Origin of the sequence: Evtepia sp., assembly GCF_034090835.1 — a bacterium.
Lineage (GTDB): Bacteria > Bacillota > Clostridia > Oscillospirales > Oscillospiraceae > Evtepia.
The window spans coordinates 1-25,316 of sequence record NZ_JAXDRS010000012.1 but is presented as its reverse complement, the minus strand read 5'-3'; the positions used below and the strand labels follow the sequence as shown (position 1 = coordinate 25,316).

Sequence of the window (25,316 nt, the reverse complement as noted above, 5' to 3'; positions counted from 1 at the left end):
CCACCTCCTTACTGTTTCCGGGGGAGATACTTCTCAATATACTCCGGTTTGATTCGCTTCAACTCGGTCTCCGGCAGGATGGACAGCAGCTCCCAGCCGATGTCCAGGGTCTCCTGAATGGAGCGGTTCTCGTCAAAACCCTGGGAGACGTACTTCTTCTCAAACTCCTCGGCGAACTTGGCGTACAGCAGGTCCGTGGGGGTCAGGGTGGCCTCGCCCAGGATGGACATCAGTTCCTTGGCCTGCTTGCCGGCGGAATAGGCGGCAAAGAGCTGGTTCATGGTACCGGAGTGGTCCTCTCGGGTCTTGCCCTCGCCGATGCCCTTGTCCTTCAGACGGGACAGGGAGGGCAGCACGTCCACCGGCGGCTGGATGCCCGCCCGGTGCAGCTCACGGGAGAGAATGATCTGTCCCTCGGTGATGTAGCCGGTCAGGTCGGGGATGGGGTGGGTCTTGTCGTCCTCGGGCATGGTGAGGATGGGGATCATGGTGATGGAACCATCCTTGCCCAGCTGACGGCCGGCCCGCTCATACATGGTGGCCAAGTCGGTGTACAGGTAGCCGGGGTAGCCGCGGCGGCCGGGCACTTCCTTCTTGGCAGCGGAGATCTCACGAAGGGCCTCCGCATAGTTGGTGATGTCGGTCAGGATGACCAGCACGTGCATGTTCTGGTGAAAGGCCAGGTACTCTGCTGCGGTGAGGGCCATACGGGGGGTGGCGATACGCTCTACGGCAGGGTCGTTGGCCAGGTTGGTGAAGAGGACCGTACGGTCGATGGCGCCGGTACGGCGGAACTCTTCCACGAAGTAGTTGGCTTCCTCGAAGGTGATGCCGATGGCGGCAAAGACCACGGCGAAGTTGGACTCGCCGTCCAGCACCTTGGCCTGCCGGGCGATCTGGGCGGCCAGGGCTGCGTGGGGCAGGCCGGACCCGGAGAAGATGGGCAGCTTCTGACCACGGACCAGGGTATTCAGGCCGTCAATGGAGGAGATGCCCGTCTGGATAAACTCGTTGGGGTAGGCTCGAGCAGCGGGGTTCATGGCCAGGCCGTTGATGTCCCGGAACTCCTCTGCCAGAATATCGGGGCCGCCGTCGATGGGCTGGCCCATGCCGTTAAAGACCCGGCCCAGCATATCCTTGGAGACGGCCAGCTGCAGGGGGTGGCCCAGGAAGCGGACCTTGGAGTTGGCCAGGTTGATGCCGGCGTTGGCCTCGAAGAGCTGGACCACGGCGCTGTCGCCGTTGACTTCCAGCACCTTGCCCCGGCGGATGGAACCGTCGGCCAGCTCGATCTCGGTCAGCTCGTCAAAGGTTGCGCCCTCCACCTGACGGACCACCATCAGAGGGCCGGAAATTTCCGCGATGGTACGATATTCCTTCATCATTGGGCGTCGCCTCCTTTCTCTGCCAGTTCGGCGATCTCTTTTTCCATCTGTGTGGCGATGAGCTCATAGGCCCGGGCGTACTGGTCCTCCGGCACGCTCTTGGCCCGGCCGATGGCAGCCCGGGAGGGGATGGCAAACAGGTCATAGGGCTGGGCGCCTCTTTCCAGGGCTGCCCGGCAGAGTTTGTCGTAGTCCAGGATGATCTGCATGAGCTTGGACTGCCGGTCATAGCTGGAGAAGGAGTCCACGTCCACAAAGGCGTTCTGCTGGAGGAAGTCCTCCCGGATCATCTTGGCGGTCTCCAGGGTGAGCTGGTCACCGGGGGCCAGGCCGTCCTTACCCACCAGCTGCACGATCTCGTTGAGGTTGGACTCCTGCTGCAGCAGGCTCATGGCCCGGGTGCGGTTATGGAAGAAATGGTTGCCCAGATGCTCGTCAAACCAGGGCTTCAGGGAGTCCAGGTACAGGGAGTAGGAATTGAGCCAGTTCACCGCCGGGAAGTGGCGGGCATAGGCCAGGGCGGAGTCCAGAGCCCAGAAGACCTTGACGATCCGCATGGTGCCCTGGGAGACCGGCTCGGACAGGTCGCCGCCGGGAGGGGACACGGCCCCAACGGCGGTGAGGGAGCCCCGACGCTCGTCGGAACCCATACATTGGATCACGCCGGCACGCTCGTAGAACTGAGACAGGCGGGAGGCCAGGTAAGCAGGGTAGCCTTCCTCGCCGGGCATCTCTTCCAGACGGCCGGACATCTCACGCAGGGCCTCGGCCCAGCGGGAGGTAGAGTCTGCGATGACTGCCACGTCGTAGCCCATGTCACGGAAGTACTCCGCAATGGTGATGCCGGTATACACGGAGGCCTCACGGGCGGCCACGGGCATGTCAGAAGTGTTGGCGATGAGCACGGTCCGCTTCATAAGGGACTCGCCGGTTCTGGGGTCGATGAGTTCGGGGAACTCCCGCAGAACGTCGGTCATCTCGTTGCCGCGCTCGCCGCAGCCGATGTAGACCACCACGTCCACGTCAGACCACTTGGCCAATGCGTGCTGCACCACCGTCTTGCCGGAGCCGAAGGGGCCGGGCACGGCGGCCGTGCCGCCCTTGGCCAGGGGGAACATGGTGTCAATGATCCGCTGACCCGACTGCAAGGGGGTCACGGGGGCGAATTTCTTCTGATAGGGCCGGCCTACCCGAACAGGCCACTTCTGCATGAGGGTGAGGGGCTTTTCCTCTCCCTTTTCCGTCTCCAGGGTAGCCACGGTCTCGGTGACGGTATAGGTACCGGACTTTATGGTCCGGATGGTCCCCTTCATCCCCACAGGCACCATGATCTTATGGAGCACAGAGGGGGTCTCCCGGACGGTACCGATCACGTCGCCGCCTGTCACCTGGGTGCCGGGGGTCACGGTGGCGGTAAACTCCCACTTCTTCTCCCGGTTCAAGGCGGGGACTTCCACGCCTCTGGGGAGGTTGTTGGACCCGGTGAGGTCTGCGATCTCCTGCAGGGGGCGCTGGATGCCGTCATAGATCATCTCGATGAGGCCGGGGCCCAGCTCCACGGACAGGGGGGCGCCGGTGGTCTCCACCACAGCGCCGGGGCCCAGGCCGGAGGTCTCCTCGTAGACCTGGATGGAGGCGGAATCTCCGGTCATGGTCAGCACTTCGCCGATGAGCCGCTGCTCACCCACCCGGACCACGTCGGCCATGTTCGCCTCGGCCAGGCCGGTGGCCACCACCAGCGGGCCGGAAACTTTCACAACTCTGCCGTTGCTCATAGGTATCGATTCCCTTCTTTCAAACCAGGGCGCACGGCCGGTCTCCGGCCTGCGCCTGTGTCAAATTCCTTATAAAATATCTGCGCCCACGGCACGCTCCACGGCGGAGGTGATGTTCTTCATCCCTATACCCAGGGACCCCTCCTTGCCGGGGATCAGAATAATGGCCGGGGTGACCTGATCCTTGTAGTGATCCAGCACATCCCCCAGCTGGGCGCCCATCTGCTCGGTGAGATAGATCACCGCACAGTTCTCCTCCGCCAGGCGGCGGATGATCTTCCGGGCCTGCTCCGGCGTCTCGGCGGGATGGACCTCCAGCCCCAGGGTCTTGAACCCCAGCACGCTGTCCCGGTCCCCCACCACAGCGATCTTATACATATGCCTCACGCATCCTTTCCCGGATCACGTCGGTGGGCAGCCCCGCCAGACGGCCTGTCATGATGATCCGAACGGCGGTGATCTCCGCCTCTTTGGCGGCCAGATAGGCGATCACCGGCGCCTCGCCGAAGCCCACGAACTGGGCCTGGCGCGCATAGTCCAGCACCGCCTCGTCGCACAGCTTTTCAAACAGCGTCAGGATCTCTCCTCGGATGGCAGCTGCGCCGGCTTCCGCCGCCTTTTGCAGGGGCGTGGATGCGTACAGCTCTTCCAGCATGGCCCCGGCGTTCACTGCGCTGAGGATGCGCCCGGTCTCCATGGTGCCGCCTGCAAAGAGGATGCCCTCCAGAAACTCGCTGCCTCTGCCCATCCGCTGGACCCGCACCACCGTGCGCAGGTTGGCCAGGTCGATGGTCCGCTGGACGTAGCCCTCCAGGAAGCGGGACCCCATCCCATCGGCCAAGGCCATCATCTCCCGGAAGTAGAACTCGTCCAGCACAAAGTCACCCAGCTGCGGGTCCCGGCTGGCAGAGAGGGTCTGCCGGGCCTGTTCCACTGCTTCCCCCAGCAGAGGAGGAAGGTTGCGGAAGTCTCCGCTCTGGACCGCTGCCGACAGCACATCCCGGTCCACCCGGCCGCCGCCCACCATAAGGTAGTCTGCCTCGGTGCCCATGGCCTCTGCTTTCAGCAGGACCTTCACGTTGTGGTAGTCGTGCTTCATCTGGAACACGGCCAGCAGCGCCGGGTCGGGGACGAACTGTCCCACGTCCTGGAGCATCCGCTCCTGCTCCTCAATGAGCATCCGGCTCACGGTATCGCCGTTCACCTTCTCCAGCTCAGGATAGCCGCAGTCGGTGAGGATGCGGGCTGCGTCCTCCACCGAGGCGGACTCCAGCATCTGCTCCATCTGGTTCTGGTCCAGGAGACTGCACTCCAGGGACCGGACCCGGGTGGTCAAAAACAGGTAGTCCGTATCCCGTATCTTTCCTGTCATGGTTCTTCCCCCTTTCCTGCACCCGTCCTGCGGTCAGCCCCGGGGAAAGAGCACCTGGGCTACTTCTCCGCTGGTTTTGCTTCGGTGCAGACGCACCAGCATCTCAAAGGTGCAGTTTACGTCCACGGAGCCGCTGCGCAGCAGCAGCCCCCCTTCGATCTCTTCGTTGCCCGGCCCCAGGGTGAGACGGCCGTTTTCCAGAAGGGAATTGGCTGCGTCCACCACCTTCTGGCCATAGGCCTCCCGCTGGGCCGGGTTCATCACAAGCTGCTCGGTGCCGGTGACGGCCGAGTCGGCCGCCAGCCGGGCCAGCAGAGGAACCATCTCCTCCTCCGGCAGCGCACATAGCTTCTTCAGCGCCAGGTCAAAGGCCTGGCTGACCACATCCTGCTTGGCGGCCAGGATACTCTTGCGCAGCTCCATCTGGGCCATACTGTCCAGACGTGCCTGCCGCTCTTCCCGGTCCCGCCGTCCCTTTGCCAGGATCTCATCCCGCTCCCGCTGGGCGCGGGATGCGTAGTCAGAGAGGATCCGGCTGGCTTCCTCCTGGCCCCGGGCAATACATGCTTCTACTTCTGCCTGGGTATCCTGGGCAATGCGGTCGGTGATCTTTTCAATCCCGTTCATTCCCTCGCCCTCCTTTTCCGATTAAGACTGTCTTACAGGCTGTTGAGCATCAGGAAGGATGCCAGCAGGCACAGAATGGCGTAGAACTCCACCATGATGGCCATGATGATGGCCTTGGACAGCTCTTCCGAGCGCTTGGCAACCAGAGACACACCAGCTGCGGCGCAGCGGCCCTGGGCGATGGCGGAGAGCAGGCCGCCGATGGCCATGGGCAGGCAGGCTGCCAGGAACATGAGGCCTTCGCCAGCGGTGAGCATCCGCAGCTCGCCGGCGAAGAAGCCCAGCTTCATAAGGGCGAAGAACCAGGCCACCAGACCGTACAGGCCCTGGGTACCGGGGATGATTTGCAGGATCAGGATCTGAGAAAACTTGCCCGGGTCGTTGGCCAGCACACCAGCACCCAGTTCACCTACGCTGCCCACGCCGCGGGCAGAGCCAGAGCAGGCCAGCCCGACTGCCAGGGCCGCACCAATAAACGCCAATGCGATTCCGATTGTCTCCATGATGATTCCTCCTATTCATGTGGGAGAGAGCCTATCCTCTCTTTGGTTAAAACTGAAAGCTGTTGAGCATCAGGAAGGATGCCAGCAGCGCCAAAATGGCATAAAACTCCATCATAATCGCCAGAATGATGGACCGGCTCAAGTCGTTGGGCTTCTTCGCCACCAGCGACAGACCGCCGGCGCAGATGCGCCCCTGAATGATGCCGAAGATGAGGCCGCCGATGGCCACAGGCATACAGGCGCCGAAGAACTTGAGCCCCTCGGTCATGGTGATCGCCGCCATCTGGCCGGAGAAGAACCCCAGCTTGGTCAGGGCAAAGAACCAGATGACCAGGCCGTACAGGCCCTGGGTGCCCGGCAGGATCTGCATGATGAGCACCCGGGAGAACTTCCCTGGGTCCACCGACAGAACGCCGGCCCCCGCGCGGCCCACCGTGCCCACGCCGGTCGCAGAACCGGAACAGGGCAGGGCCACCGCCAGAGCGGCCCCCAGCAGGGCCACAGACACGCCGGTAATCGGCAGCGACTGGAGGAACGTAGTCATTCCACCACCTCCCCGCTCTGTGTGGTCACGTCCACGAACTTGGTGTTGTACTTCAGGGGCCGGAAGGGCACGCCGCCCTCCTTATAGAACTTGCTGAAGAACTCCAGATACTGCAGACGGGCTGCGTGGACGTAGGTACCGATGATGTTGATGCCCATATTAAAGGCGTTGCCGATGAAGAAGATCAGCAGGAAAATGAGGATCCCCACCACTTTCGGCAGGCCCTTGCCGGGCAGAGTCGCCAGGATGTTGAACACCTGGGAGATGACCGAGGTGGCCAGCATCAGGGCCATCAGACGGCAGTAGGAGAGGATATCTCCCAGCCAGCTTGTGATGTCATACCAGCTGGCCAGACCGCCGAAGAGTTTCCCGACGATGCCCTTTTTATGCCGCCCCTGGGTGAGCAGCAGGGCCAGGAAGCCCAGACCGATCACCATGGGCGTACCCTTGAAGTAGGCCACGGCGATGCCCGCAAAGACGATCCACCAGGGGACCACGTCCAGGAAGCCTTCCGCCGGGCGGCCGTCCCGGATCTCCATATAGATGTGGACGCACTGGCCAAACAGCATATGGATGACGCCCATCCCCAAAGCAATGGCCATGATGGTCATGGGATCTTGCAGGGGATTGATGAGGGCGGGCATGGAGATCACATGCTCCGGAAAGAAAGCCGAGGTAAACTGATAAATCGCGTCACCGCACAGGCCGCCGGTGAGGGCGCCGAAGACAGCGGTGGAGATACCTAAGTATTGACCCAGGTGGAACATATAGCCCACCGTCCCCTTGGGCCGGTACTTCTTCGTAATGTACAGAGACAGGGCAAAGAGGACAATGCCGTAGGCCAGGTCGGCAAACATAAAGCCAAAGAACACCACGAAGAACCCGAAGATCAGGGGGTTGGGGTCGATGCCCCCGTGGTACACCGGCAGAGAATACATCTCCGTGACCATGTTGATGCAGGAGATCCACTTGCGGTTTTTCAGCAGCGTGGGCGGCGTATCCTCCGGGTCCGGGTCGGACAGGTCGTAGGCGCAGACGAACTGGGCCAGCTCCTGCTTCAGTTCTTCCAGCCCGGTCTCCGCAGCCCAGCCTTCCAGGAAGATCATGGTCCCGTCGGTGAGGACCTTTTCCCGGGCCTGCTGCTTCTGCAGCTCCTGCTCCAGCCGGTCCTGACAGATCTCCAGGGCCTTGCTCTGGTCCTTGCAGTCCACGATCCGGCCGATGAGTTCCTCCCGCTGCCGGGCGTTTTCCGCCAGTTCCTCTTCCAGCCGCCGGATGTTCTCCCCGGCGGTCCCGGTCATCCCCTTGATACGGGCCATGCCGTACCCAAAGGGCCGCAGGCTCTTCACCGCGTCCTCCGCCTGGTCCTTGCTGCATACCAGGAGCAGGTACCGCTGGTGCTTATCCGCCGAGACCTCATACAGCTGTGCCCGCTCGGCCGCCTGGGCCAGCTCCCCTTCCAGGGTGCTGAGCTCCACCGCCACCGGGCAGGTGCCCAGCTGAAGCACCGTGGTCACAGTCTCCCGGGTCTCCAGAGGAAGATCCAGAGAGGCCCAGGGCAGCAGACCTGCCTTTCCGTTGAGCAGGTTGGTCTCCTGGGTCTGGAGCTTGGACAGCTGCCTGGTACATTGGTTAATGAACTCGGCGGTCTTCAGCGCATCCTCCAGCACCCGGGAGGCAAAGAAGTCCTCTTCCTGCACCGGCACCCGCTGGACAAAGAGGCCGGACTTGACCTCTGCGTATTTTTTCAGCGCCTCCAGAGAGGAGCGAATGACAGAGGCCTGGGCCTTCACTTCCAGCAGCGTGGTGGTGTCCCGATGGAGAAGTGCGGTCCACTCCGGGTCGTTCAGCTGCCCTTCCGGCTCCAAAACTTCCACGCATCCGGCGTGCTGCAGTCGGGCCAGCAGGGCGTCCCGCTCCGACTCCAGCGCCAGCAGGCGCAGCCGCTTCATTTTTACAATAGCCATCAGAAAGCCACCACCCTTCTTACAATCAATTCCGCCGCGTCGTCCAGATACTTCCGGGCTTCCTCTTTGATCTGTTCGCATTGGCGGTCGGTCTCTGCCCGGAACTTGGCTGCGTTCTCCGCAGACTTCTGTTCAATGGCAGTCATGAGTTTCTTTACTTTCATTTCCGCTTCCCAGCGGGCGACCTCCAGGCGGCCGGACCCTTCCTTTTCCGCTTCCGCAATCAACCGCTTGGCGGTCTGCTCAGCCTCTTCCTTTCTCTTCTGAGAGAGCTTTTCCATCTCTACGATTCGTTTTACGCCTTCTAAAGACATGATCACACCCCCTTTCCTTCTCCTTCTATCCCAAACGCACAAGCAGGCGTTTTTTCCTTGTCCTGCAATATACCATGAGAAATCCGGGATTTCAAGGGGAAGGTCCCAGGCCCTTTTTGCTCCTTCGTCGTATTTTTGCAAGACAAATTTCATTTCCTGCGCCGTTTCTTCAGCCGGACCATAAGAAAATGTGATGGTCCTCTTCCAGGACCGATCCCCCCAGGACCGGCCTTTCTTTCCTGCGTCTTCTCTCTTTTCTTTGGCGCTTTCCATCGTGAAGTTCCGACGTATTGTATTTATTGTAACAGATTCTTTAAGATTTGTCTTGCGCATTTTCGTTATTCTTTGCTTATTATTCCTATCATCTTCTCTTATTATCACCTCTTCACTATCTTTCGCCAGATTCCCCCCGTTTTTCAAGAAATAAGCCTCATATTCTATCTATATGATGTATAATCATCCCCACAGAGCCAGTTCCACCCCCACCACACCCACCATTGGTTTTTCTGATACCCACCCCCCTTTTTCCTTTAAATACAACAAACGCTGCGTTTTTCTCTCCCCTTGTGAAAAATAAAATCGTCAAAATTGCCACGGACGGGGTCCCCCGATCTCTGCCCGGGGCAGGGGATCCCCTTTGCTCAAAATGGCCTCATAACTCCAAAAATACGGTCAGTTTCTTTCTCTGTGGGGTATGTCCGTACAGTCTGTAATTACCCAATATCTCCGCTTTATCTCCTTGTCCAAAATTCTGGTGTGTAGCGTTTGTTTGGTATTCCTTTTGGCATAATAAAGCACCCCACTTGTTAGACAGTATATTATACTGTCTAACAAGTGGGGTGCAGTTCAATGCTTATTGGGTATACTTAAGATTCTGATTTTGTTAGTTATGATTAAATCTTTCTTTCCCAATTCATAAAAATCATCTATGCTTTCCAGAAAAAACCTTGACTCCAACAACTCCAACAGCGGTAATTATGCGCGCCTTATCTGCTTCCGCCAGAAATTGTTCTGCGAGTGCCAGCTTCAAACTGTATCAATATAGCTGAACGCGATTGTCCGACAAATTTCTACTTACAACGCCTCGAAATCAGAGGCTGGGTGTTTACAAATCGGGCAGATAAAGTCATCAGGCAGGGTATCTCCCTCGTAAACATACCCACAGATTGTACAGACAAACCCTTTCTTTTTTTCTTCGGCTTTCCGAGGTTTCGGCTTGATATTTGCGAAATAGTAAGCGTAGGTGACCGATGGCACAGAGGACAAAACCAGCGCTTCAGTGACATCTGCGATAAACAGAGTATGTGTGCCACAATCAACGCCTTGGATTACATGTCCGGAAAACACAGCGTTGGAAGAATCCTTCAAATAGCGAATGCCGTTTGTTGTGCATGGCTCGGTCGCGTTTTCAAATTTGTTGACCGTGCGACCACTTTGGAAGCCAAAGCGCTGAAAAACATCGAAAGAGGTGTGCTCGGTCAGCACAGAGACATTGAACTCCCCGGTACGAAGAATCATGTCATGGGTATAGTTCTGCTTGTTCACGGCAATAGAAATCCTCAGAGGGTTGCTGGTCAACTGCATTGCCGTGTTGATTATACAACCGTTCTCTTTCTCGTTTTCTTTCGCAGTGAGTAAAAACAAACCGTAGGAAAATTTATGTGTTGCCAAAAAATCAATCTCATTGGTCTGTTTGGTAGCTAGAGTGGGATGAGGAGGGCTATCGTCAACCTTAGCAACTGAAGGCATCGACGCTACCAGAGCATCTGTCAAAGCAACTAGTTCATCCAACTGAGCTTCCTTAAGAGAGGAACGGATGGTAACCGCAGGAGCAACAAACCGCATATCCTTGCAGGAAGACAATAGCTCCTTCATTAACGTGCCACTGGTGGGGCCCCAAGAGCCATTTTCCACAAATGCAACCGTTCGATTTTGAATATTGTGAGAAACCAAATCTCGTAATAACTCCTCCATGCTGATAAAAATCCCAGCGTTGTACGTGGTGGAAGCAAATAAGATGTGGCTATATTGGAACGCAGCCGAAACAAGATCTGAGGTCGGCTTGACGGAAACATCGAACATAACGGTTTTGATTCCGCGTTCCCGCAGCATGCTGGAGACAATTGTTGCTGCATTTGCAGTGTTTCCGTAAACGGAAGCATAGGCAATCATAACCCCGGTCTCTTCCGGGGTATAAGAACCCCAGGTTCGGTATTTGCTCAAAATCTTCTCCAAACTCGTTCGCCAAACAAAGCCATGGAGAGGGCAAATCGTTCGGAGGTCTAAATCGTCAATTTTGCGCATGGCCGTCAAAACTTGGGGCCCATATTTCCCCATGATATTAGAGTAATATCGCCGGGCCTCATCCATATAGTGACCATCGAAATCAACCTCATCTGCGAAAATGGCCCCGTTCAACGCGCCGAAGGAACCAAAGGCATCGCTAGAAAAGAGGGTCCGGCTAGTCTCGTCGTAAGACATCATGACCTCAGGCCAATGCACCATAGGCATCATCAGAAAACGAAACGTGTGAGAACCTGTTTCTAAGAGGAAATTCTCATCGGCCAGGACTACGGTGGGGGCAAGGTGAAAGAACTGTTCAATAAGCTTTTGTGACTTTTTGTTGCAGACGAGGGTCGTTTCAGGGTAGCGCAACAACAATTCTGAGAGCGTGGCGGAATGGTCCGGTTCCATGTGGTGGATGACCAGATAATCCAGTGGGCGACCATGCAGCAAGTACTCAAGATTCTCAAAAAAAACAGAACTGACCGAAATATCTACCGTATCAAACAGAACAGTTTTTTGATCCAACAGAAGGTAAGAGTTATAACTTACACCATTAGGAACAGAATAAACACCCTCAAACAGGGAGAGCCTGCGGTCATCTCCTCCAATCCAGAATAAATCTTCACAAACGGAGCGGAAACAATACATTTAAAAACCTCCTGAATGTTATAGCTGATACCGTGCAACTGCAACACATCCATCAGGCAAAGCAAGCGACGTTCCATCCACATCAAAGCACCATTTCGAATCTGGAATGAGATGTTTCAAAGTCGCTGCAAAATGTAACATGACTATGCCGTGCCCAATAGCTGCGTTATCATCGTTAGTAAATTGGTCATGGACGCGAATCAAGTAACAGATGTTATCTTTGACCACGAAAGCATACGGCTGACGATTCAAATAACTCGGAGACAACGTGGCAGCGTAGAAAGCTCGCCAGAGATGCTCTCCGTAGCTATCCAAATATGGGGCAATAGGTTCAGAACTACCTAAAGCATTGAGATACACCATTTCATGAATATTTTTTTTCTGTGCGAAATAGCCGCGCTTAACTTCTGCGTCAATGTCAGACATGCTTTTAATAGTCAGTCGAAGTGTCTTGCGTTCTTTTTTCCCGATACCAAACGCAATGAGGGCGCAGACAGACTTATCTAAGTCTAAATTGAGGCGTTCAAGTAAAACTTTTTCGTCATCAATGTTAAGCCAACAAGAATCGTACCCCAGGTCTAATAGCTTCAGCACGAGATCTTCCATCATGTATCCAAGATTTTCTCGGGCGTGTGAACCAGTAGAAGACCGGAGCAAAAGATAGGCTGGAGCGCCAATCATGATCTGATGATACCCAACAATCCCATCTAATCCAGCGTGCACCTCACTGGGAAAGACGGTAAGTTCTACCGGAATTGATAAATCCAGACGCTGACAAGATTCGTGAAAAAAAACGTCAATTTCCTCGAGGGCTGCATATGTAACTGGCTGTGCTGTAAACGAGCGAAATGATTTTCGATTCTGAATCAAAGCACTATAATCCATAATTTTGGCGATCCTCCTTTTTTAAGTTGAGAAAGACATCCTGGGACAGAGAGATATTTCCTGACTCTACACCTCCTTCTATGGTCATCTCGCATTCCTTCGTCCAATCTACACACAATTTAAAAAATACTACAAAAATGTATGCAAATATTACATTTTTATTATAACATACGTTCTGTTAGGATACAAGCCCTATCAAATCTATAATTAAAAAAGTTCTGGACACCCTATCGTATGGAAACCGGGACTGCTCTGACTGGGCGGGCGCCCTGAACATCAAAAGCCGCAATCCCTCCCTGATCATCTTCTGGCTGGTATCCGACCAGGACAGCAACGGCCTTATAGTTTATGGAAAAACCGGCACGGGGAAGAACTACGGGACCGTTGTGGACGCCTGGTTTACCGGATTTGCGGAAACGCCGGAGGGGCCCCGGTACTTCTGCGTGTATCTGGGGCAGACAGACGGCGGGAGCGTATCCAGCGCAGAGGCAAAGCGCAGCGCCCTTCAGATTTTAGGCGATCTCTTTGAGGCGGCGTAAAAGGGCCCTGTCGGTCGCCGCTGTTCCCCCCGGCGGACTGCATTTTTCCTCTTGCACTTTGTGGCAGGGGGTGTATAATAGATCCAACAGCAAAATACAGGGGAGCTTGCAGACGTCCGGCGTCAACACAGGCTGAGAGGAAGGTGTGACCTTCGACCCTTTTACCTGATGCGGATAATGCCGCCGTAGGAAGTCATCGAAACGGATCATTGCAGGAGGCACCAGGTTTTGGTGCCTCCTGTTTTTCTGCCAGGGCAGGGACCAGATTGCTCTGTCCGCCCGGATTTTTGCTGCACTGCCTGAGGAAAGGGGGCCATGGAATTCACAGCGGGCTGAAGGGGAGCGCCTTGAGTCTAAGACACACAGCGATGGGAAGCCGTGTTCCGGCGTGAGAGGATGCCAGCAAGCATCGACCGACTTTCTTCGATCTCCACCACAGGGGGTCTCTATCTTTTTTCGGAGGAAGGGTCGCTGTCTCAGGCTCATTTCTCCGACCCAAAGGAGCGTTTTGATTTCCATGCAAAAGCAAAAACACAAGCAGACAACAAGGAAAATGGTGCTCTCTGCGGTATTCGTGTGCCTGGCGTTCGTGCTGAACACCTGCGTATACTTCCCCGCTATGGCGCCATTCCAACACTTCGTGAACGTCCTGGCCGCCGTCTTTGTGGGACCCTGGTACGGGTGCGCCAGCGCCTTTCTCTGCGGCGCCATGCGTATGATGACCGGCCGCACCATCCAAGCCATTGCCGGTGCCGTCTTCGGCCCCATCCTGGGTGGGCTTCTTTACCGCAAGACCAAGAACATCTACCTGGTCTGGGTGGGAGAAGTGGTGGGTACAGGGTTTGTGGGGGCCATGGTGTCCTACCCCCTCATGAAGTGGTTCTACGGTCTGGACGCCCAGTCCCCGTTCTACTACATCCCCTTCTACACCCCCTCCGCCGTGGTGGGCGGCGCCATGGGCGTGATGGTCCTGCTCATCTTGAAGAGAAGCGGGGTTCTTTCCCGTATGCTGCGGGAACTGGAGGAAGGGAGGAAGGAAGCATGATCGACTTTGCCACCCCCCTGCGTCTGGTCCGGGAGAAAATGCCCCTGGTCCAGTGCATCACCAACTTTGTTACCGTCAACGACTGCGCCAACATCATTCTGGCCGCCGGCGGCTCCCCCTCCATGGCCCACCACCCCGACGAGGTGGAGGAGGCCATCCAGGGGGCCCAGGCCCTGGTGTGCAACATGGGTGCCATTGAGGACACCCCCTCCATGATCCTGGCAGGACGTCGGGCCAACACCCTGGGCAAGCCCGTGGTGCTGGACCCGGTGGCCGTGGGCACCACCACCCTGCGCAGAACCTGCGCCGCCCAGCTGCTGGATTCCGTCCGCTTTTCCGTCATCCGGGGCAACGCCTCGGAGATCCGCTACCTGGCCGGACAGCAGGCGCAGGGCAGCGGCGTGGATGTAAGCCGGCTGGACGTGATCACGGAAGAGAACCTCCCGGAAGCGGTCCCAATGGTCAAGACCCTGGCCGCCACCACCGGAAGCGTCATTGTCATCTCCGGTGCGCTGGACCTGGTGTCCGACCAGACCCGCGCTGTGGTGCTGCGTAACGGCTGCCCCACCATGGCCCGGATCACCGGCAGCGGCTGTATGCTCACCTCCCTCATCGGGGTCTTCTGCGGCGCGCTGCCCCAGGACCCGTTCTCCGCTGCCTGCGCCGCTGTGGCCGCCATGGGGATTTGCGGCGAACTCGCCGACGCCCGCCGTCTGGCCAACGGCACCGGAAACGCCACGTTCCGCACCGATCTCATTGACGCTGTTTTCAATCTCACCGAACAACAATGCCAGGAAGGGGCTCGTTATGAAATTTTCTAAAGAAATGATCCAGCAGTCCATGCTGCTCTATGCCATTACCGACCGGATGTGGTTAAAGGAGGGACAAACCCTCCTCTCCGTCTGCCAGGACGTTCTGGAGAACGGAGCCACCTTTTTACAGATCCGGGAAAAAGACCTGAACCCCGACGACTTTCAGCAGGAAGCCGCTGCGTTACAAACCCTCTGCGCCCGCTACGGAGTTCCCTTCGTGGTGAACGACAGCGTGGAAATTGCCCTGGCCATTGACGCCGACGGAGCCCACGTAGGCCAGTCGGACATCAAAGGCCGGGACCTGCGGGCCATGCTGGGGCCGGATAAGATCCTGGGCATCTCCGCCGGAACCGTAGAAGAGGCCCGGGCCGCCCAGCAGGCAGGGGCCGACTACATCGGCGTCGGGGCCATTTTTGACACCAGCACCAAGAAAAACGCCCGCACCCTCTCCATGGAGGCGTTGCAGGCCATCCGCCGGGCAGTGACCATCCCTGTGGTAGCCATCGGCGGGATCACCGCCCAAAACCTGCCCTCTCTGGCTGGATGCGGCGTAGACGGCGTGGCCGTGGTCTCCGCCATCTTCGGCGCGGAGGACCCCGGTGCCGCCACCGCCCAGCTCCTGAAGCTGGCCAAAGAGATGGTGGCCCATGGATAAACCCTACGCCATCTTCGATATGGACGGCACCCTGGTGGACTCCATGCCCTACTGGAAGGACCTGGCCCGGGAATTTCTGGGCAGGCATGGGATTTCCCCCTCCCCTTCCCTCCTGGAGCAGATCAAGACCATGACCATGTCGGAGTCTGCCGCCCTCTTCCAGAAATCCTTCTCTCTGCCCGGCACCCCCGAGCACATCGCCCAGGCCATGAACGCCATGATGGAGGAACACTACCGCCGGGACATTCCCCTGAAAGCCGGGGTCAAGGACTACCTGGACCGGTTAAAGAAGCGGGGCGTCACCCTCTGCGTGGCTTCCGCCACGGCAGAACCTCTCATGGATGCCTGTCTGACCCGGCTGGGCGTAGCCGATCACTTTGCCTTTCTCCTCTCCTGCGAGGAGGTACAGGCCGGAAAGGACCGGCCCGACGTTTACTTTGCCGCCGCCCAGCAGCTGGGCGCAGACCCTGCCCAGACCGCTGTATACGAGGACGCCCTGTACGCCGCCCAAACCGCAAAAGACGCGGGCTTTTACGTGGTGGGCGTCTATGACCCCAGCGCCCGGAAAAGCTGGGACCAACTGTCCGCTCTGACGGACGAGACCATTGACAACTGGGAAAGGAGCTTACCATTATGAGCGCAAGCATTGCCATTCAAGTACTGCCCCAGGCCGAGAACGACCAGGAGCTCTGCCGCATCGTAGATGAGGTCATCGACTACATCCGCCAAACCAGCCTCCGTTATGAGGTGGGGCCCTTTGAGACCACCATCGAGGGCGACAGCTACGATCAGCTCATGGACATCGCCAAGGAATGTCAGCACGTAGCCATCCGGGCCGGCGCCCCCAAAGTATCCGCTTACATCAAGGTAGTCTACCGTCCCGAAGGGGATATCCTCACCATCGACCAGAAAATCGGAAAGTATCAGAACCACTAAGCCCCAGGGGGCAGATCGGGGGACCATGTTCTGTCGCCCTGTAAAAAGAATGCACACAAAGGAGTGGCCACCATGAAGACAGCATTATCCATCGCTGGCAGTGATTGCAGCGGAGGCGCCGGGATCCAGGCAGACCTGAAAACCATGACCGCCAACGGGGTCTACGGCATGAGCGCCATCACCGCCCTGACCGCCCAGAACACCCTGGGGGTCACCGGCATTTTTGAGGTCTCCCCGGACTTTTTACAGCAGCAGATCGACCGGGTCTTTGAGGACATTCCCCCCGACGCCGTGAAGATCGGCATGGTGGCCAACGCCGGGCTCATCGAGGCCATTACCCAGTCCCTCACCCGCCACCAGGCAAGAAACATCGTGGTGGACCCGGTGATGGTGGCCACCTCCGGGGCCAGCTTACTGGAGCAGGCGGCGGTGACCGCCCTCAGAACCCAGCTGCTCCCTCTGGCCACCCTGGCCACTCCCAACATCCCGGAGGCGGAGATTCTGGCCCAGATGTCCATTCGGAACGAAGAGGACATGGTAACCGCCGCCAAATACATGAACGAGGCCTACCACTGCGCCGTTCTGGTAAAGGGTGGCCACAACATCAGCGACGCCAACGACCTGCTCTGCTCAGCCGGAACCCTCACCTGGTTCCGGGGCAAACGGATCATAAACCCCAACACCCACGGCACCGGCTGCACCCTCTCCAGCGCCATCGCTGCCAACCTGGCCAAGGGTTTTCCTCTGGACAAAGCCGTGCAGCGGGCCAAGGACTACATCTCCGGCGCCCTGAACGCCATGCTGGACCTGGGCCACGGCAGCGGACCCATGAACCACATGTTCGATCTGCACAGTGCCTTCGCCCTGGATGCCCACGCGGACTCCTTCTAATCCATCCTATCGTCCCAGGCTCTCCCCGGAGCCTGGGGCTTTTTTCTTTGTCGGTCCCACCGCTTCCGCTGTGGGCACCGCGTTGGCCACCATGCATTCCTCCCGGGCGTAGTAGTCAAAGACCAGCAGCCCACGCTTTTCCCCTGCCTCCCGCACCGCCGGAGACACCAAACCGCCGCAGAGGATCTGCCCAGGTTCCATGTAGTCCAGCAGGCGAGACAATTCCACCGTCTCCCGGCTCAGGGGGGTGTGCAGCACTCCCTCCTGCCGGGTCACCGGCAGGGGAAGAATCACGCAGTGGGCCAGCGCCAGTCCAGGGCCAATGGGTTCCGGTTCTAAGCCCTCTCCTTCCAGCCCGGCAATGTGGACGGTGTGGCCGTCCTCCCGGAGCAGTCTTGCCAGGGCTCGCTGACGCAGGTCTCCCCCTGCCACCCAAACGTTTCGTTCCCGTTCCATGGGTTCCATCAAACCGCCTCCTTCCCTCAGGTTCATTCTATTCCCCTCGGACCAAAGGGTGCCTGGCCCACACCACGCAAGAAGCCCCTGCCAGCGCCGGAGCGCTGGCAGGGGCTTTCGGTTCTCAGGATAAAAAAGGGCTTTAGTGGCTGAACTGATCGGTGCTGCCGCCGGGAATCACGATGGTATCCGGCACATACTCGCCGAAGTCGAACAGGTCAAAGCCACCCCGCATCAGGAAGGTACGGATGGCCTCTTCCGCTTCGCTGTAATCCAGGGCGGGGTCCTCAAAGGACTGGACAAAGGTGGCCAGGTGGGCCAGCATCCGGTCTGCCCGGTCACTGTACTCCCGGTCGATGCCAAACTCCTTGTTCATGCCTCCCCGGAACTTCACCGCGGTTTCCATGTCGTACACCGGCGTCAGGAAGAGGTTGAACATGCCCAAACTCTCGTAGTCATAAAATCCGTTGTACTTCACCAGGTCTGCGGGCTCCTTCACCCCAGGGCACAGGAAGGCGGTCTCCGGCAGCTCGCCGCCGTTGGCTGCCCGGACTTCTGCCTCTTTCTCCTCGGGGATGCAGTCCATGCAGCAGCAGCGGCTCAGCCAGTCCTGGACCATCTCCACAGCGTCCTCTACCTTATGAAAGCTGCGGAACTCAGTGACGTTCCGCTCTTCTCCGCTGGTGGCGTACATCAGCACAAAAAAGTGATCGCTCATAGTTGTTCTCCTTTGCGTTATGGTTCCTCTAAGGTGCAGCCCAGCAGCCGGACCTCCGGCTCCAGGGTGACGCCGGTCTCTTCCAGCACCCGGCGGCGCACCAGACGGATCAGGTCTAAAATCTCTCCGCAGGTGGCGCCCCCTGTGTTCACCACAAAGCCTGCGTGCTTCTCGGACACCTGGGCGCCTCCTACTGCGGTCCCTTTCAGACCGCACTGCTCAATGAGCCCCCCGGCGAAGTGACCCACCGGACGCTTAAAGGTGCTCCCGGCGCTGGGGTACTCCAGAGGCTGCTTGGACCGGCGGCGCTGGGCCAGGTCCGCCATCTTCTCCCGAATGGCCTGGGGGTCTCCCTTCTGCAAGGTGAGCTCCGCCCCGGTGATGAGCCAGGGCTGCCGGGAAAAGAGGCTCTTCCGGTACCCCAACTCCAGCTGGTCCAAAGGCAGCCGATGGGGCTGGCCTTCCAGGTCCAGACAGTCCACCCAGGTGATCACCTGGGCCATTTCTCCGTCGTAGGCTCCGGCGTTCATAAATACCCCGCCCCCCAGGGTGCCGGGGATGCCGTGGGCAAACTCCAGCCCGGTGAGGCCATGGCCCGCAGCAAACACCGCCGCCTGGGCCAGGGTCACGCCGCTGCCTGCGTACAAACTGGTCTCTCCCACCAGCTCCAGCCGGGTAAGGCCCCCGGCCAGCTTAATAAGAAAGGCATCCGCCCCCTGGTCAGCCACCAGAAGATTGGAACCCTTCCCCAGAAAAAACGGGGTGATCCCCTCCTGGGCTGCCGCCCGGAGAATGGGAGCCAGCTCCTCTTCCCCCTTGGGCAGGGCCATGAGGGTGACCGGTCCCCCCACCCGGAAGGTGGTGTGACGGCTCATGGGTTCCTGCTCCCGCAGCTCCAGCTGGGGCAGTTCTTTTCGTAATCGATCTCGGAGTGCGCTCATCCCACTCATGAAAGCCCTCCTCCTTGTTCTTCCCTGATCTATTGCTGCGGACTTCGCCCGCTGCAAACTTTATTTATTATAGCAGATTCCCCCCGGAAAAAGTAGCGCATTTGTAAATTTCCCACCACTTCCTCTGGTGACAAAAAACGGCTGCGGATCTCTCCGCAGCCGTTTTCTCACGAAAACAGGGCTCAGCCCTCATCCAGGGTGATGCCGATGATCTCGTCCTCCACAGGAGCGGACACGTCCTCTCCCGCAGGTTCCAGATCCATGGAGAGGACCTCATCCTCTCCCTCAGCCTCCTGGTGCAGCTCCGTCACCGCGGCGGCAACGGCTTCGTAGGCGTTCTTCGGCTCGGCAGTATCCTCCTCCCGGGGATTCACCTGGCGGTACATGGCCAGGCCGGAACCGGCGGGGATCAGCTTACCGATGATGACGTTCTCCTTCAGACCGATGAGGTGGTCCACCTTGCCCTTGATGGCAGCTTCGGTCAGGACCTTGGTGGTCTCCTGGAAGGAAGCGGCGGCCAGGAAGGAGTCGGTGGCCAGAGAGGCCTTGGTAATACCCATGAGCAGGGTGGTGGCGGTGGGCAGCTGGAGCTCGCCGCCGTCCTCTCTGGTCTCGCCGTTGTCGATGCGGGCCTGGACGGCTGCTTTGGCGTCCAGATACTCCAGCACCTCCACGGTAGCGCCGGAGAGCAGCTGGGAGTCGCCGGGATCTTCCACCCGGACCTTCCGCATCATCTGACGGACAATGATCTCAATGTGCTTATCGTTGATGTCAACGCCCTGCTGACGGTAGGGCTTCTGGACTTCCTGAATGAGGTAGTCGTGAACCGCAGACACGCCGCGGATGCGCAGCACCTCGTGGGGAGACAGAGCGCCTTCGGTGAGCTGGTCGCCCTTGTTCACCCAGTCGCCGTGCTTGCAGCGGATTCCTGCGCTGTAAGGCAGCGCATAGGTCACCACTTCGCCGTCGTCGGCGGTGATGGTCACGTTGCAGATGGTGATGCGCTTGCTCTCCTCCAGGGTGACCCGGCCGCTGATCTCAGCCAGCTGGGCCATCTTCTTGGGCTTACGGGCCTCGAAGAGTTCCTCAACACGGGGAAGACCCTGGGTGATATCGCCGCCGGCCACGCCGCCGGTGTGGAAGGTACGCATGGTCAGCTGGGTACCAGGCTCACCGATGGACTGAGCAGCGATGATACCAACGGCTTCGCCTTCGCCCACCGGCTCACCGATGGCCAGGTTGATGCCGTAGCACTTGGAGCACACGCCGTTGCGGGCCCGGCAGGTAAGCACGGAGCGGATCTCCATACGGGTGATGCCCCGGTCCTCCAGGACCTTGGCGTCATCCATGGTGAACATATGATCCTTGGTGAAGAGGAGCTCGCCGGTGTTGGGGTCCACCACGTCGTTGACGGGGTAACGGCCCTTGAGACGCTCGGCAAAGGTCTCGATGACCTGGCCGTTTTCGCTGATCTCGCTGACGGTGATACCCTCGGTGGTGCCGCAGTCGTGCTCCCGGATGATGACTTCCTGGGAAACGTCAACCAGACGGCGGGTCAGGTAACCAGAGTCGGCGGTACGCAGAGCGGTATCGGCCAGGCCCTTCCGGGCGCCTCTGGAGGAGATGAAGTACTCCAGAACCGACAGACCTTCACGGAAGTTTGCCTTGATGGGGATCTCGATGGTACGGCCGGAGGTGTCGGCCATCAGGCCGCGCATGCCGGCCAGCTGACGGATCTGTGCCATAGAACCACGGGCGCCGGAGTCTGCCATCATGAAGATAGGGTTGTACCGGTCCAGACCTGCCTGCAGGGCGGAGGTCACGTCCTTGGTGGTCTCTTCCCAGGCTTTGACCACCAGACGATACCGTTCGTCGTTGGTCAGGAAGCCCCGCTTGAACTGGCGCTCGATCTTGACGATCTCCTTCTCGGTCTCGCGGATGAGGGGATATTTCTTCTGGGGGACGGTCATATCGTAGATGGAAACCGTCAGAGAACCCAGGGTGGAGTAGTGGTAGCCTCTGGCCTTGATGATGTCCAGCACTTCAGCGGACTGGGTGAAGCCGTGGCGGGTGATGCAGCGGTCGATGATCTGACCCAGCTGCTTCTTTCCGCAGACGAAGTTGATCTCGGGGGCGAAGAGTTCCTCCGGATCCTCCCGGTTCACGAAGCCCAGGTCCTGGGGGATGCCCTCGTTGAAGATCAGGCGGCCCACGGTGGTGCGCACCAGCTTGTGGCGCTCTTCCCCGTTGACGGTGGCAAACATCCGAACCAGGATGGGAACGTGGAGCTCCAGCTGGCCCTCGTCGTAAGCCAGGCGGGCTTCCTCGGGGCTGGAGAAGGCGTGGAGCACCTCGTGGGGCTCCTCCCCGGTCTGGGCGGCCTGACGGGCCTCATAGCCGGAGGTGGGCAGCAGACGGCCGGGGGTCTCGATCCAGATATAGTCGCTCTCGCTGATGGTGCCTGCATCCAGAGCAGCCACGGCTGCCTCCACGGAGGGATAGATGTAGGCGGGGTCGGCGGGGGCGTCCTTTTCGTAGGTCAGGTAGTAGGAACCCAGCACCATATCCTGGGTAGGAACGGTAACAGGGCCGCCGTCCTGGGGCCGCAGAAGGTTGTTGGCGGAGAGCATCAGGATGCGGGCCTCTGCCTGGGCCTCGGCGGACAGGGGAACGTGGACAGCCATCTGGTCACCGTCGAAGTCGGCGTTGAAGGCGGTGCACACCAGGGGGTGGAGCTTAATGGCGCGGCCCTCCACCAGCACCGGCTCAAAGGCCTGGATGCCCAGACGGTGCAGGGTGGGTGCACGGTTCAGCATGACCGGGTGCTCCTTGATGATGAAGTCCAGCGCATCCCAGACCTCGGCACGGCCCCGGTCCACCATCTTCTTGGCGGACTTGATGTTGTTGGCCAGGCCGTCCTCCACCAGCTTCTTCATGACGAAGGGGCGGAAGAGCTCGATGGCCATTTCCTTGGGCAGACCGCACTGATAGATCTTCAGCTCGGGGCCCACCACGATAACGGAACGGCCGGAGTAGTCCACGCGCTTGCCCAGCAGGTTCTGACGGAACCGGCCCTGCTTACCCTTCAGCATGTCGGACAGGGACTTGAGGGCGCGGTTGTTGGCGCCGGTGACGGCACGGCCCCGGCGGCCGTTGTCGATGAGGGCGTCCACAGCCTCCTGGAGCATCCGCTTCTCGTTGCGGACAATGATGTCCGGCGCGTTGAGCTGGATGAGGCGCTTAAGACGGTTGTTTCGGTTGATGACCCGGCGATACAGGTCGTTCAGGTCGGAGGTGGCGAACCGGCCGCCGTCCAGCTGGACCATGGGACGGATCTCCGGGGGAATGACCGGCAGCACGTCGATGATCATCCACTCGGGCTTGTTGCCGGACAGACGGAAGGCATCCACCACTTCCAGACGCTTCACGATCCGGGCCTTCTTCTGGCCGGAGGCGTGCTGGAGCTCCTCACGGAGCTGGACGGACAGCTCTTCCAGGTTGATATCCGCCAGCAGGCGCTTCACAGCCTCTGCGCCCATGCCGGCCTCGAAATCGTCCTCATACTTCTCCCGCATGTCCCGATACTCTTTCTCGGAGAGGATCTGGTTCTTGGTCAGGGGAGCGTAACCGGGATTGGTCACGATATAGGAGGCAAAGTAGAGCACCTTTTCCAGGATCCGGGGGGACAGGTCCAGCAGCAGACCCATCCGGGAGGGGATCCCCTTAAAGTACCAGATATGGGAGACAGGAGCGGCCAGCTCGATGTGGCCCATCCGCTCCCGGCGGACGTTGGCCCGGGTGACCTCCACGCCGCAGCGGTCGCAGATCTTGCCCTTGTAGCGGATCTTCTTATACTTGCCGCAGTGGCACTCCCAGTCCTTGGTGGGGCCAAAGATGCGTTCGCAGAACAGGCCGTCCCGCTCCGGCTTCAGGGTGCGGTAGTTGATGGTCTCGGGCTTTTTGACCTCGCCGTAGGACCACTCACGGATCTGTTCCGGGGAAGCGATGCCAATACGAATGGCGTCAAACTCAGCATAACTCATATTCATCGTCCTCCCTTTCTTTATTCGTCGTACTGACCGTCGTCATCGTCGTCTGCGTCCCCTCCGGCGCCGGTGGACAGACCCAGATCGTCGTCGTCGCTGGTCTCTTTGAAGGTATAGCCCGCAGCGGAGAACTGGGCGTCCTCGTTGTAGGGCTCATAGTAGTCGTCGTCCCGGATCTGGTTGATGTTCTGGTATCCGTCTTCGTCGTCATCCCGGAGTTCGATCTCCTCACCCTGGGCGTCCAGGACCTTGATGTCCAGGCACAGAGCCTGCAGCTCCTTCACCAGGACCTTGAAGGACTCGGGGATACCGGGGGAGGGCACGTTGTGTCCCTTTACGATGGACTCGTAGGTGCGGACACGGCCGGTGACGTCGTCGGACTTCACCGTCAGGATCTCCTGGAGGGTGTAGGCTGCGCCGTAAGCCTCCAGGGCCCAGACTTCCATTTCGCCGAAGCGCTGGCCGCCGAACTGGGCCTTGCCGCCCAGGGGCTGCTGGGTGACCAGAGAGTAGGGGCCGGTGGAACGGGCGTGGATCTTATCGTCCACCAGATGGTGGAGCTTGAGGAAGTAAACGTAACCCACGGTCACGGGGTTTTCAAACATTTCGCCGGTACGGCCGTCGTAGAGCTTGGTCTTGCCGTCCGCCAGACGCAGGCGGCCTTCCTTTCTCCAGATGCGGATCTGGGCCTGGTCCTCCATCTCTTCCTGGGCCAGGGCGCGGATGTCGGTGCCGTCCTCGGTCATCAGGTAGAGCTGCTTACCGGCAATGGTCTCGTTGGGATAGACCTCACGGAACAGACCGGCCTGGGCCAGCAGCTCCATGATGTCCTTCTCGTCGGCGCCGTTGAAGACGGGGGTGGCCACCTTCCAGCCCAGGGCCTGGGCTGCGCGGCCCAGGTGGACTTCCAGCACCTGACCGATGTTCATACGGGAAGGCACGCCCAGGGGGTTCAGCACGATGTCCAGGGGGGTGCCGTCGGGCAGGAAGGGCATATCTTCCTGGGGCATGATCCGGGAGACCACGCCCTTGTTGCCGTGACGGCCGGCCATCTTGTCGCCCACGGAGATCTTTCTCTTCTGGGCGATGTAGACACGAACCACCATGTTCACGCCCGGGCCCAGTTCGTCCCCGGCTTCCCGGGTGAAGACCTTCACGTCCACGATGATGCCGCTCTCGCCGTGGGGCACCTTCAGGGAGGTGTCACGGACTTCCCGGGCCTTTTCGCCGAAGATGGCCCGCAGCAGCCGCTCTTCTGCGGTGAGGTCGGTCTCGCCCTTGGGGGTGACCTTGCCCACCAGAATATCGCCGGCGTGGACCTCTGCGCCCACCCGGATGATGCCCCGCTCGTCCAGATCCTTCAGGGCGTCGTCGCCCACGTTGGGGATGTCACGGGTGATCTCTTCGGGGCCCAGCTTGGTGTCCCGGGCCTCGGTCTCGTATTCTTCAATATGAATGGAGGTAAAGACGTCCTCCTTCACCATTCTCTCGTTGAGCAGGATGGCGTCCTCGTAGTTGTAGCCTTCCCAGGTCATGAAGCCCATGAGGATGTTCTTACCCAGGGAGATCTCGCCATCGTTGGTAGAGGGGCCGTCGGCAATGACGTCGCCCTTCTTCACCCGGTCCCGCAGGGAGACGATGGGACGCTGGTTGATGCAGGTGCCGTGGTTGGACCGCAGGAACTTGATGAGGGGGTAATCCACCACGTCGCCCCGGTCATAGCGGACGGTGACGTTGGTGGAAGACACCCGGGTGATCTCGCCGTCGTCCTCAGCCAGCACGGCGATCTCGGAGTCGATGCAGTTCTTATGCTCCATACCGGTGGCCACGATGGGGGCCTGGGTGGTGAGCAGAGGCACAGCCTGCCGCTGCATGTTGGCGCCCATCAGGGCACGGTTGGCGTCGTCGTTTTCCAGGAAGGGGATCATGGCCGTTGCGATGGAGACCATCATCTTGGGGGAC

Annotated in this window: 23 protein-coding genes and 1 riboswitch; of the genes, 7 read left to right on the top strand and 16 right to left on the bottom strand. The window is 59.2% G+C overall.

Going from position 1 to position 25,316, the window contains the following annotated elements; translation table 11 throughout:
• Positions 1–8: 8 nt before the first annotated feature.
• The 11 genes from SOR61_RS01905 to SOR61_RS01855 all read right to left on the bottom strand — a co-directional run bounded on the left by SOR61_RS01905 (position 9) and on the right by SOR61_RS01855 (position 12,306).
• Positions 9–1,385, bottom strand: coding sequence for a V-type ATP synthase subunit B (locus tag SOR61_RS01905; protein ID WP_320611008.1), 1,377 nt, complete (start codon positions 1,383–1,385; stop codon positions 9–11).
• A complete protein-coding gene (locus SOR61_RS01900) occupies positions 1,382–3,160 on the bottom strand; it encodes a V-type ATP synthase subunit A (protein WP_320611007.1) in 1,779 nt (592 codons plus the stop codon). Before SOR61_RS01900 ends, SOR61_RS01905 begins: the two co-directional genes overlap by 4 nt.
• A gap of 69 nt (positions 3,161–3,229) precedes the next feature.
• On the bottom strand, positions 3,230–3,538 hold the full coding sequence (locus tag SOR61_RS01895) for a V-type ATP synthase subunit F (RefSeq protein WP_320611006.1): 309 nt from the start codon (positions 3,536–3,538) through the stop codon (positions 3,230–3,232).
• A complete protein-coding gene (locus SOR61_RS01890) occupies positions 3,531–4,532 on the bottom strand; it encodes a V-type ATPase subunit (RefSeq protein WP_320611005.1) in 1,002 nt (333 codons plus the stop codon). The genes SOR61_RS01895 and SOR61_RS01890 overlap by 8 nt, the downstream gene beginning before the upstream one ends.
• Positions 4,533–4,565: 33 nt before the next feature.
• Positions 4,566–5,159 (bottom strand): V-type ATP synthase subunit E, encoded by a 594-nt coding sequence (locus SOR61_RS01885; RefSeq protein WP_320611004.1) that lies wholly within the window; start codon positions 5,157–5,159, stop codon positions 4,566–4,568.
• Between the two features lie 32 nt (positions 5,160–5,191).
• Entirely contained in the window at positions 5,192–5,662 is a 471-nt protein-coding gene (locus SOR61_RS01880) for a V-type ATP synthase subunit K (protein WP_320611003.1), read from the bottom strand.
• A gap of 46 nt (positions 5,663–5,708) precedes the next feature.
• On the bottom strand, positions 5,709–6,206 hold the full coding sequence (locus SOR61_RS01875; protein ID WP_320611002.1) for a V-type ATP synthase subunit K: 498 nt from the start codon (positions 6,204–6,206) through the stop codon (positions 5,709–5,711).
• Positions 6,203–8,173 (bottom strand): V-type ATP synthase subunit I, encoded by a 1,971-nt coding sequence (locus SOR61_RS01870; protein ID WP_320611001.1) that lies wholly within the window; start codon positions 8,171–8,173, stop codon positions 6,203–6,205. The genes SOR61_RS01875 and SOR61_RS01870 overlap by 4 nt, the downstream gene beginning before the upstream one ends.
• Positions 8,173–8,487, bottom strand: a complete 315-nt coding sequence (locus tag SOR61_RS01865) for a hypothetical protein (protein WP_320611000.1) — start codon at positions 8,485–8,487, stop codon at positions 8,173–8,175. The genes SOR61_RS01870 and SOR61_RS01865 overlap by 1 nt, the downstream gene beginning before the upstream one ends.
• Before the next feature lie 1,074 nt (positions 8,488–9,561).
• Complete coding sequence (locus tag SOR61_RS01860; protein WP_320610999.1) at positions 9,562–11,421, bottom strand: flavin reductase; 1,860 nt, start codon at positions 11,419–11,421, stop codon at positions 9,562–9,564.
• A gap of 18 nt (positions 11,422–11,439) precedes the next feature.
• Positions 11,440–12,306, bottom strand: a complete 867-nt coding sequence (locus tag SOR61_RS01855) for a nitroreductase family protein (protein ID WP_320610998.1) — start codon at positions 12,304–12,306, stop codon at positions 11,440–11,442.
• Between the two features lie 194 nt (positions 12,307–12,500).
• Between SOR61_RS01855 and SOR61_RS01850 the strand changes: the two genes are divergently transcribed.
• From SOR61_RS01850 to thiD, 7 genes are all read left to right on the top strand, one after another.
• Positions 12,501–12,845 carry a penicillin-binding transpeptidase domain-containing protein gene (locus tag SOR61_RS01850; protein WP_320611051.1) on the top strand — a complete coding sequence of 115 codons (345 nt, stop codon included), beginning with the start codon at positions 12,501–12,503 and terminating at the stop codon, positions 12,843–12,845.
• Positions 12,846–12,933: 88 nt separating this feature from the next.
• A riboswitch (TPP riboswitch) is annotated at positions 12,934–13,054 on the top strand.
• A 308-nt stretch (positions 13,055–13,362) separates the two neighbouring features.
• A complete protein-coding gene (thiW, locus tag SOR61_RS01845) occupies positions 13,363–13,890 on the top strand; it encodes an energy coupling factor transporter S component ThiW (protein ID WP_320610997.1) in 528 nt (175 codons plus the stop codon).
• Positions 13,887–14,711: a hydroxyethylthiazole kinase gene (gene thiM, locus SOR61_RS01840; protein ID WP_320610996.1), complete on the top strand. Its 825-nt coding sequence runs from the start codon at positions 13,887–13,889 to the stop codon at positions 14,709–14,711. Before thiW ends, thiM begins: the two co-directional genes overlap by 4 nt.
• Positions 14,698–15,357, top strand: a complete 660-nt coding sequence (gene thiE, locus SOR61_RS01835; RefSeq protein ID WP_320610995.1) for a thiamine phosphate synthase — start codon at positions 14,698–14,700, stop codon at positions 15,355–15,357. The genes thiM and thiE overlap by 14 nt, the downstream gene beginning before the upstream one ends.
• Positions 15,350–15,994 carry an HAD family phosphatase gene (locus tag SOR61_RS01830; RefSeq protein ID WP_320610994.1) on the top strand — a complete coding sequence of 215 codons (645 nt, stop codon included), beginning with the start codon at positions 15,350–15,352 and terminating at the stop codon, positions 15,992–15,994. Before thiE ends, SOR61_RS01830 begins: the two co-directional genes overlap by 8 nt.
• Complete coding sequence (locus SOR61_RS01825) at positions 15,991–16,293, top strand: thiamine-binding protein (protein WP_320610993.1); 303 nt, start codon at positions 15,991–15,993, stop codon at positions 16,291–16,293. Before SOR61_RS01830 ends, SOR61_RS01825 begins: the two co-directional genes overlap by 4 nt.
• Positions 16,294–16,365: 72 nt before the next feature.
• Positions 16,366–17,184, top strand: a complete 819-nt coding sequence (gene thiD / locus SOR61_RS01820; protein WP_320610992.1) for a bifunctional hydroxymethylpyrimidine kinase/phosphomethylpyrimidine kinase — start codon at positions 16,366–16,368, stop codon at positions 17,182–17,184.
• 6 nt (positions 17,185–17,190) lie between these two features.
• On the opposite strand, the gene SOR61_RS01815 is transcribed toward thiD, so the two are convergent.
• The 5 genes from SOR61_RS01815 to SOR61_RS01795 form a co-directional block, all read right to left on the bottom strand.
• Positions 17,191–17,649, bottom strand: a complete 459-nt coding sequence (locus tag SOR61_RS01815; RefSeq protein WP_320610991.1) for a dipicolinate synthase subunit DpsA — start codon at positions 17,647–17,649, stop codon at positions 17,191–17,193.
• A 133-nt stretch (positions 17,650–17,782) separates the two neighbouring features.
• Positions 17,783–18,358: a hypothetical protein gene (locus SOR61_RS01810; protein WP_320610990.1), complete on the bottom strand. Its 576-nt coding sequence runs from the start codon at positions 18,356–18,358 to the stop codon at positions 17,783–17,785.
• A gap of 17 nt (positions 18,359–18,375) precedes the next feature.
• On the bottom strand, positions 18,376–19,308 hold the full coding sequence (gene murB, locus SOR61_RS01805; protein ID WP_320610989.1) for a UDP-N-acetylmuramate dehydrogenase: 933 nt from the start codon (positions 19,306–19,308) through the stop codon (positions 18,376–18,378).
• A gap of 182 nt (positions 19,309–19,490) precedes the next feature.
• Entirely contained in the window at positions 19,491–23,351 is a 3,861-nt protein-coding gene (rpoC, locus tag SOR61_RS01800; RefSeq protein ID WP_320610988.1) for a DNA-directed RNA polymerase subunit beta', read from the bottom strand.
• Positions 23,352–23,371: 20 nt separating this feature from the next.
• Positions 23,372–25,316, bottom strand: a 1,945-nt coding sequence (locus SOR61_RS01795; protein WP_320610987.1) for a DNA-directed RNA polymerase subunit beta, incomplete at its 5' end; no start/stop codon positions are given.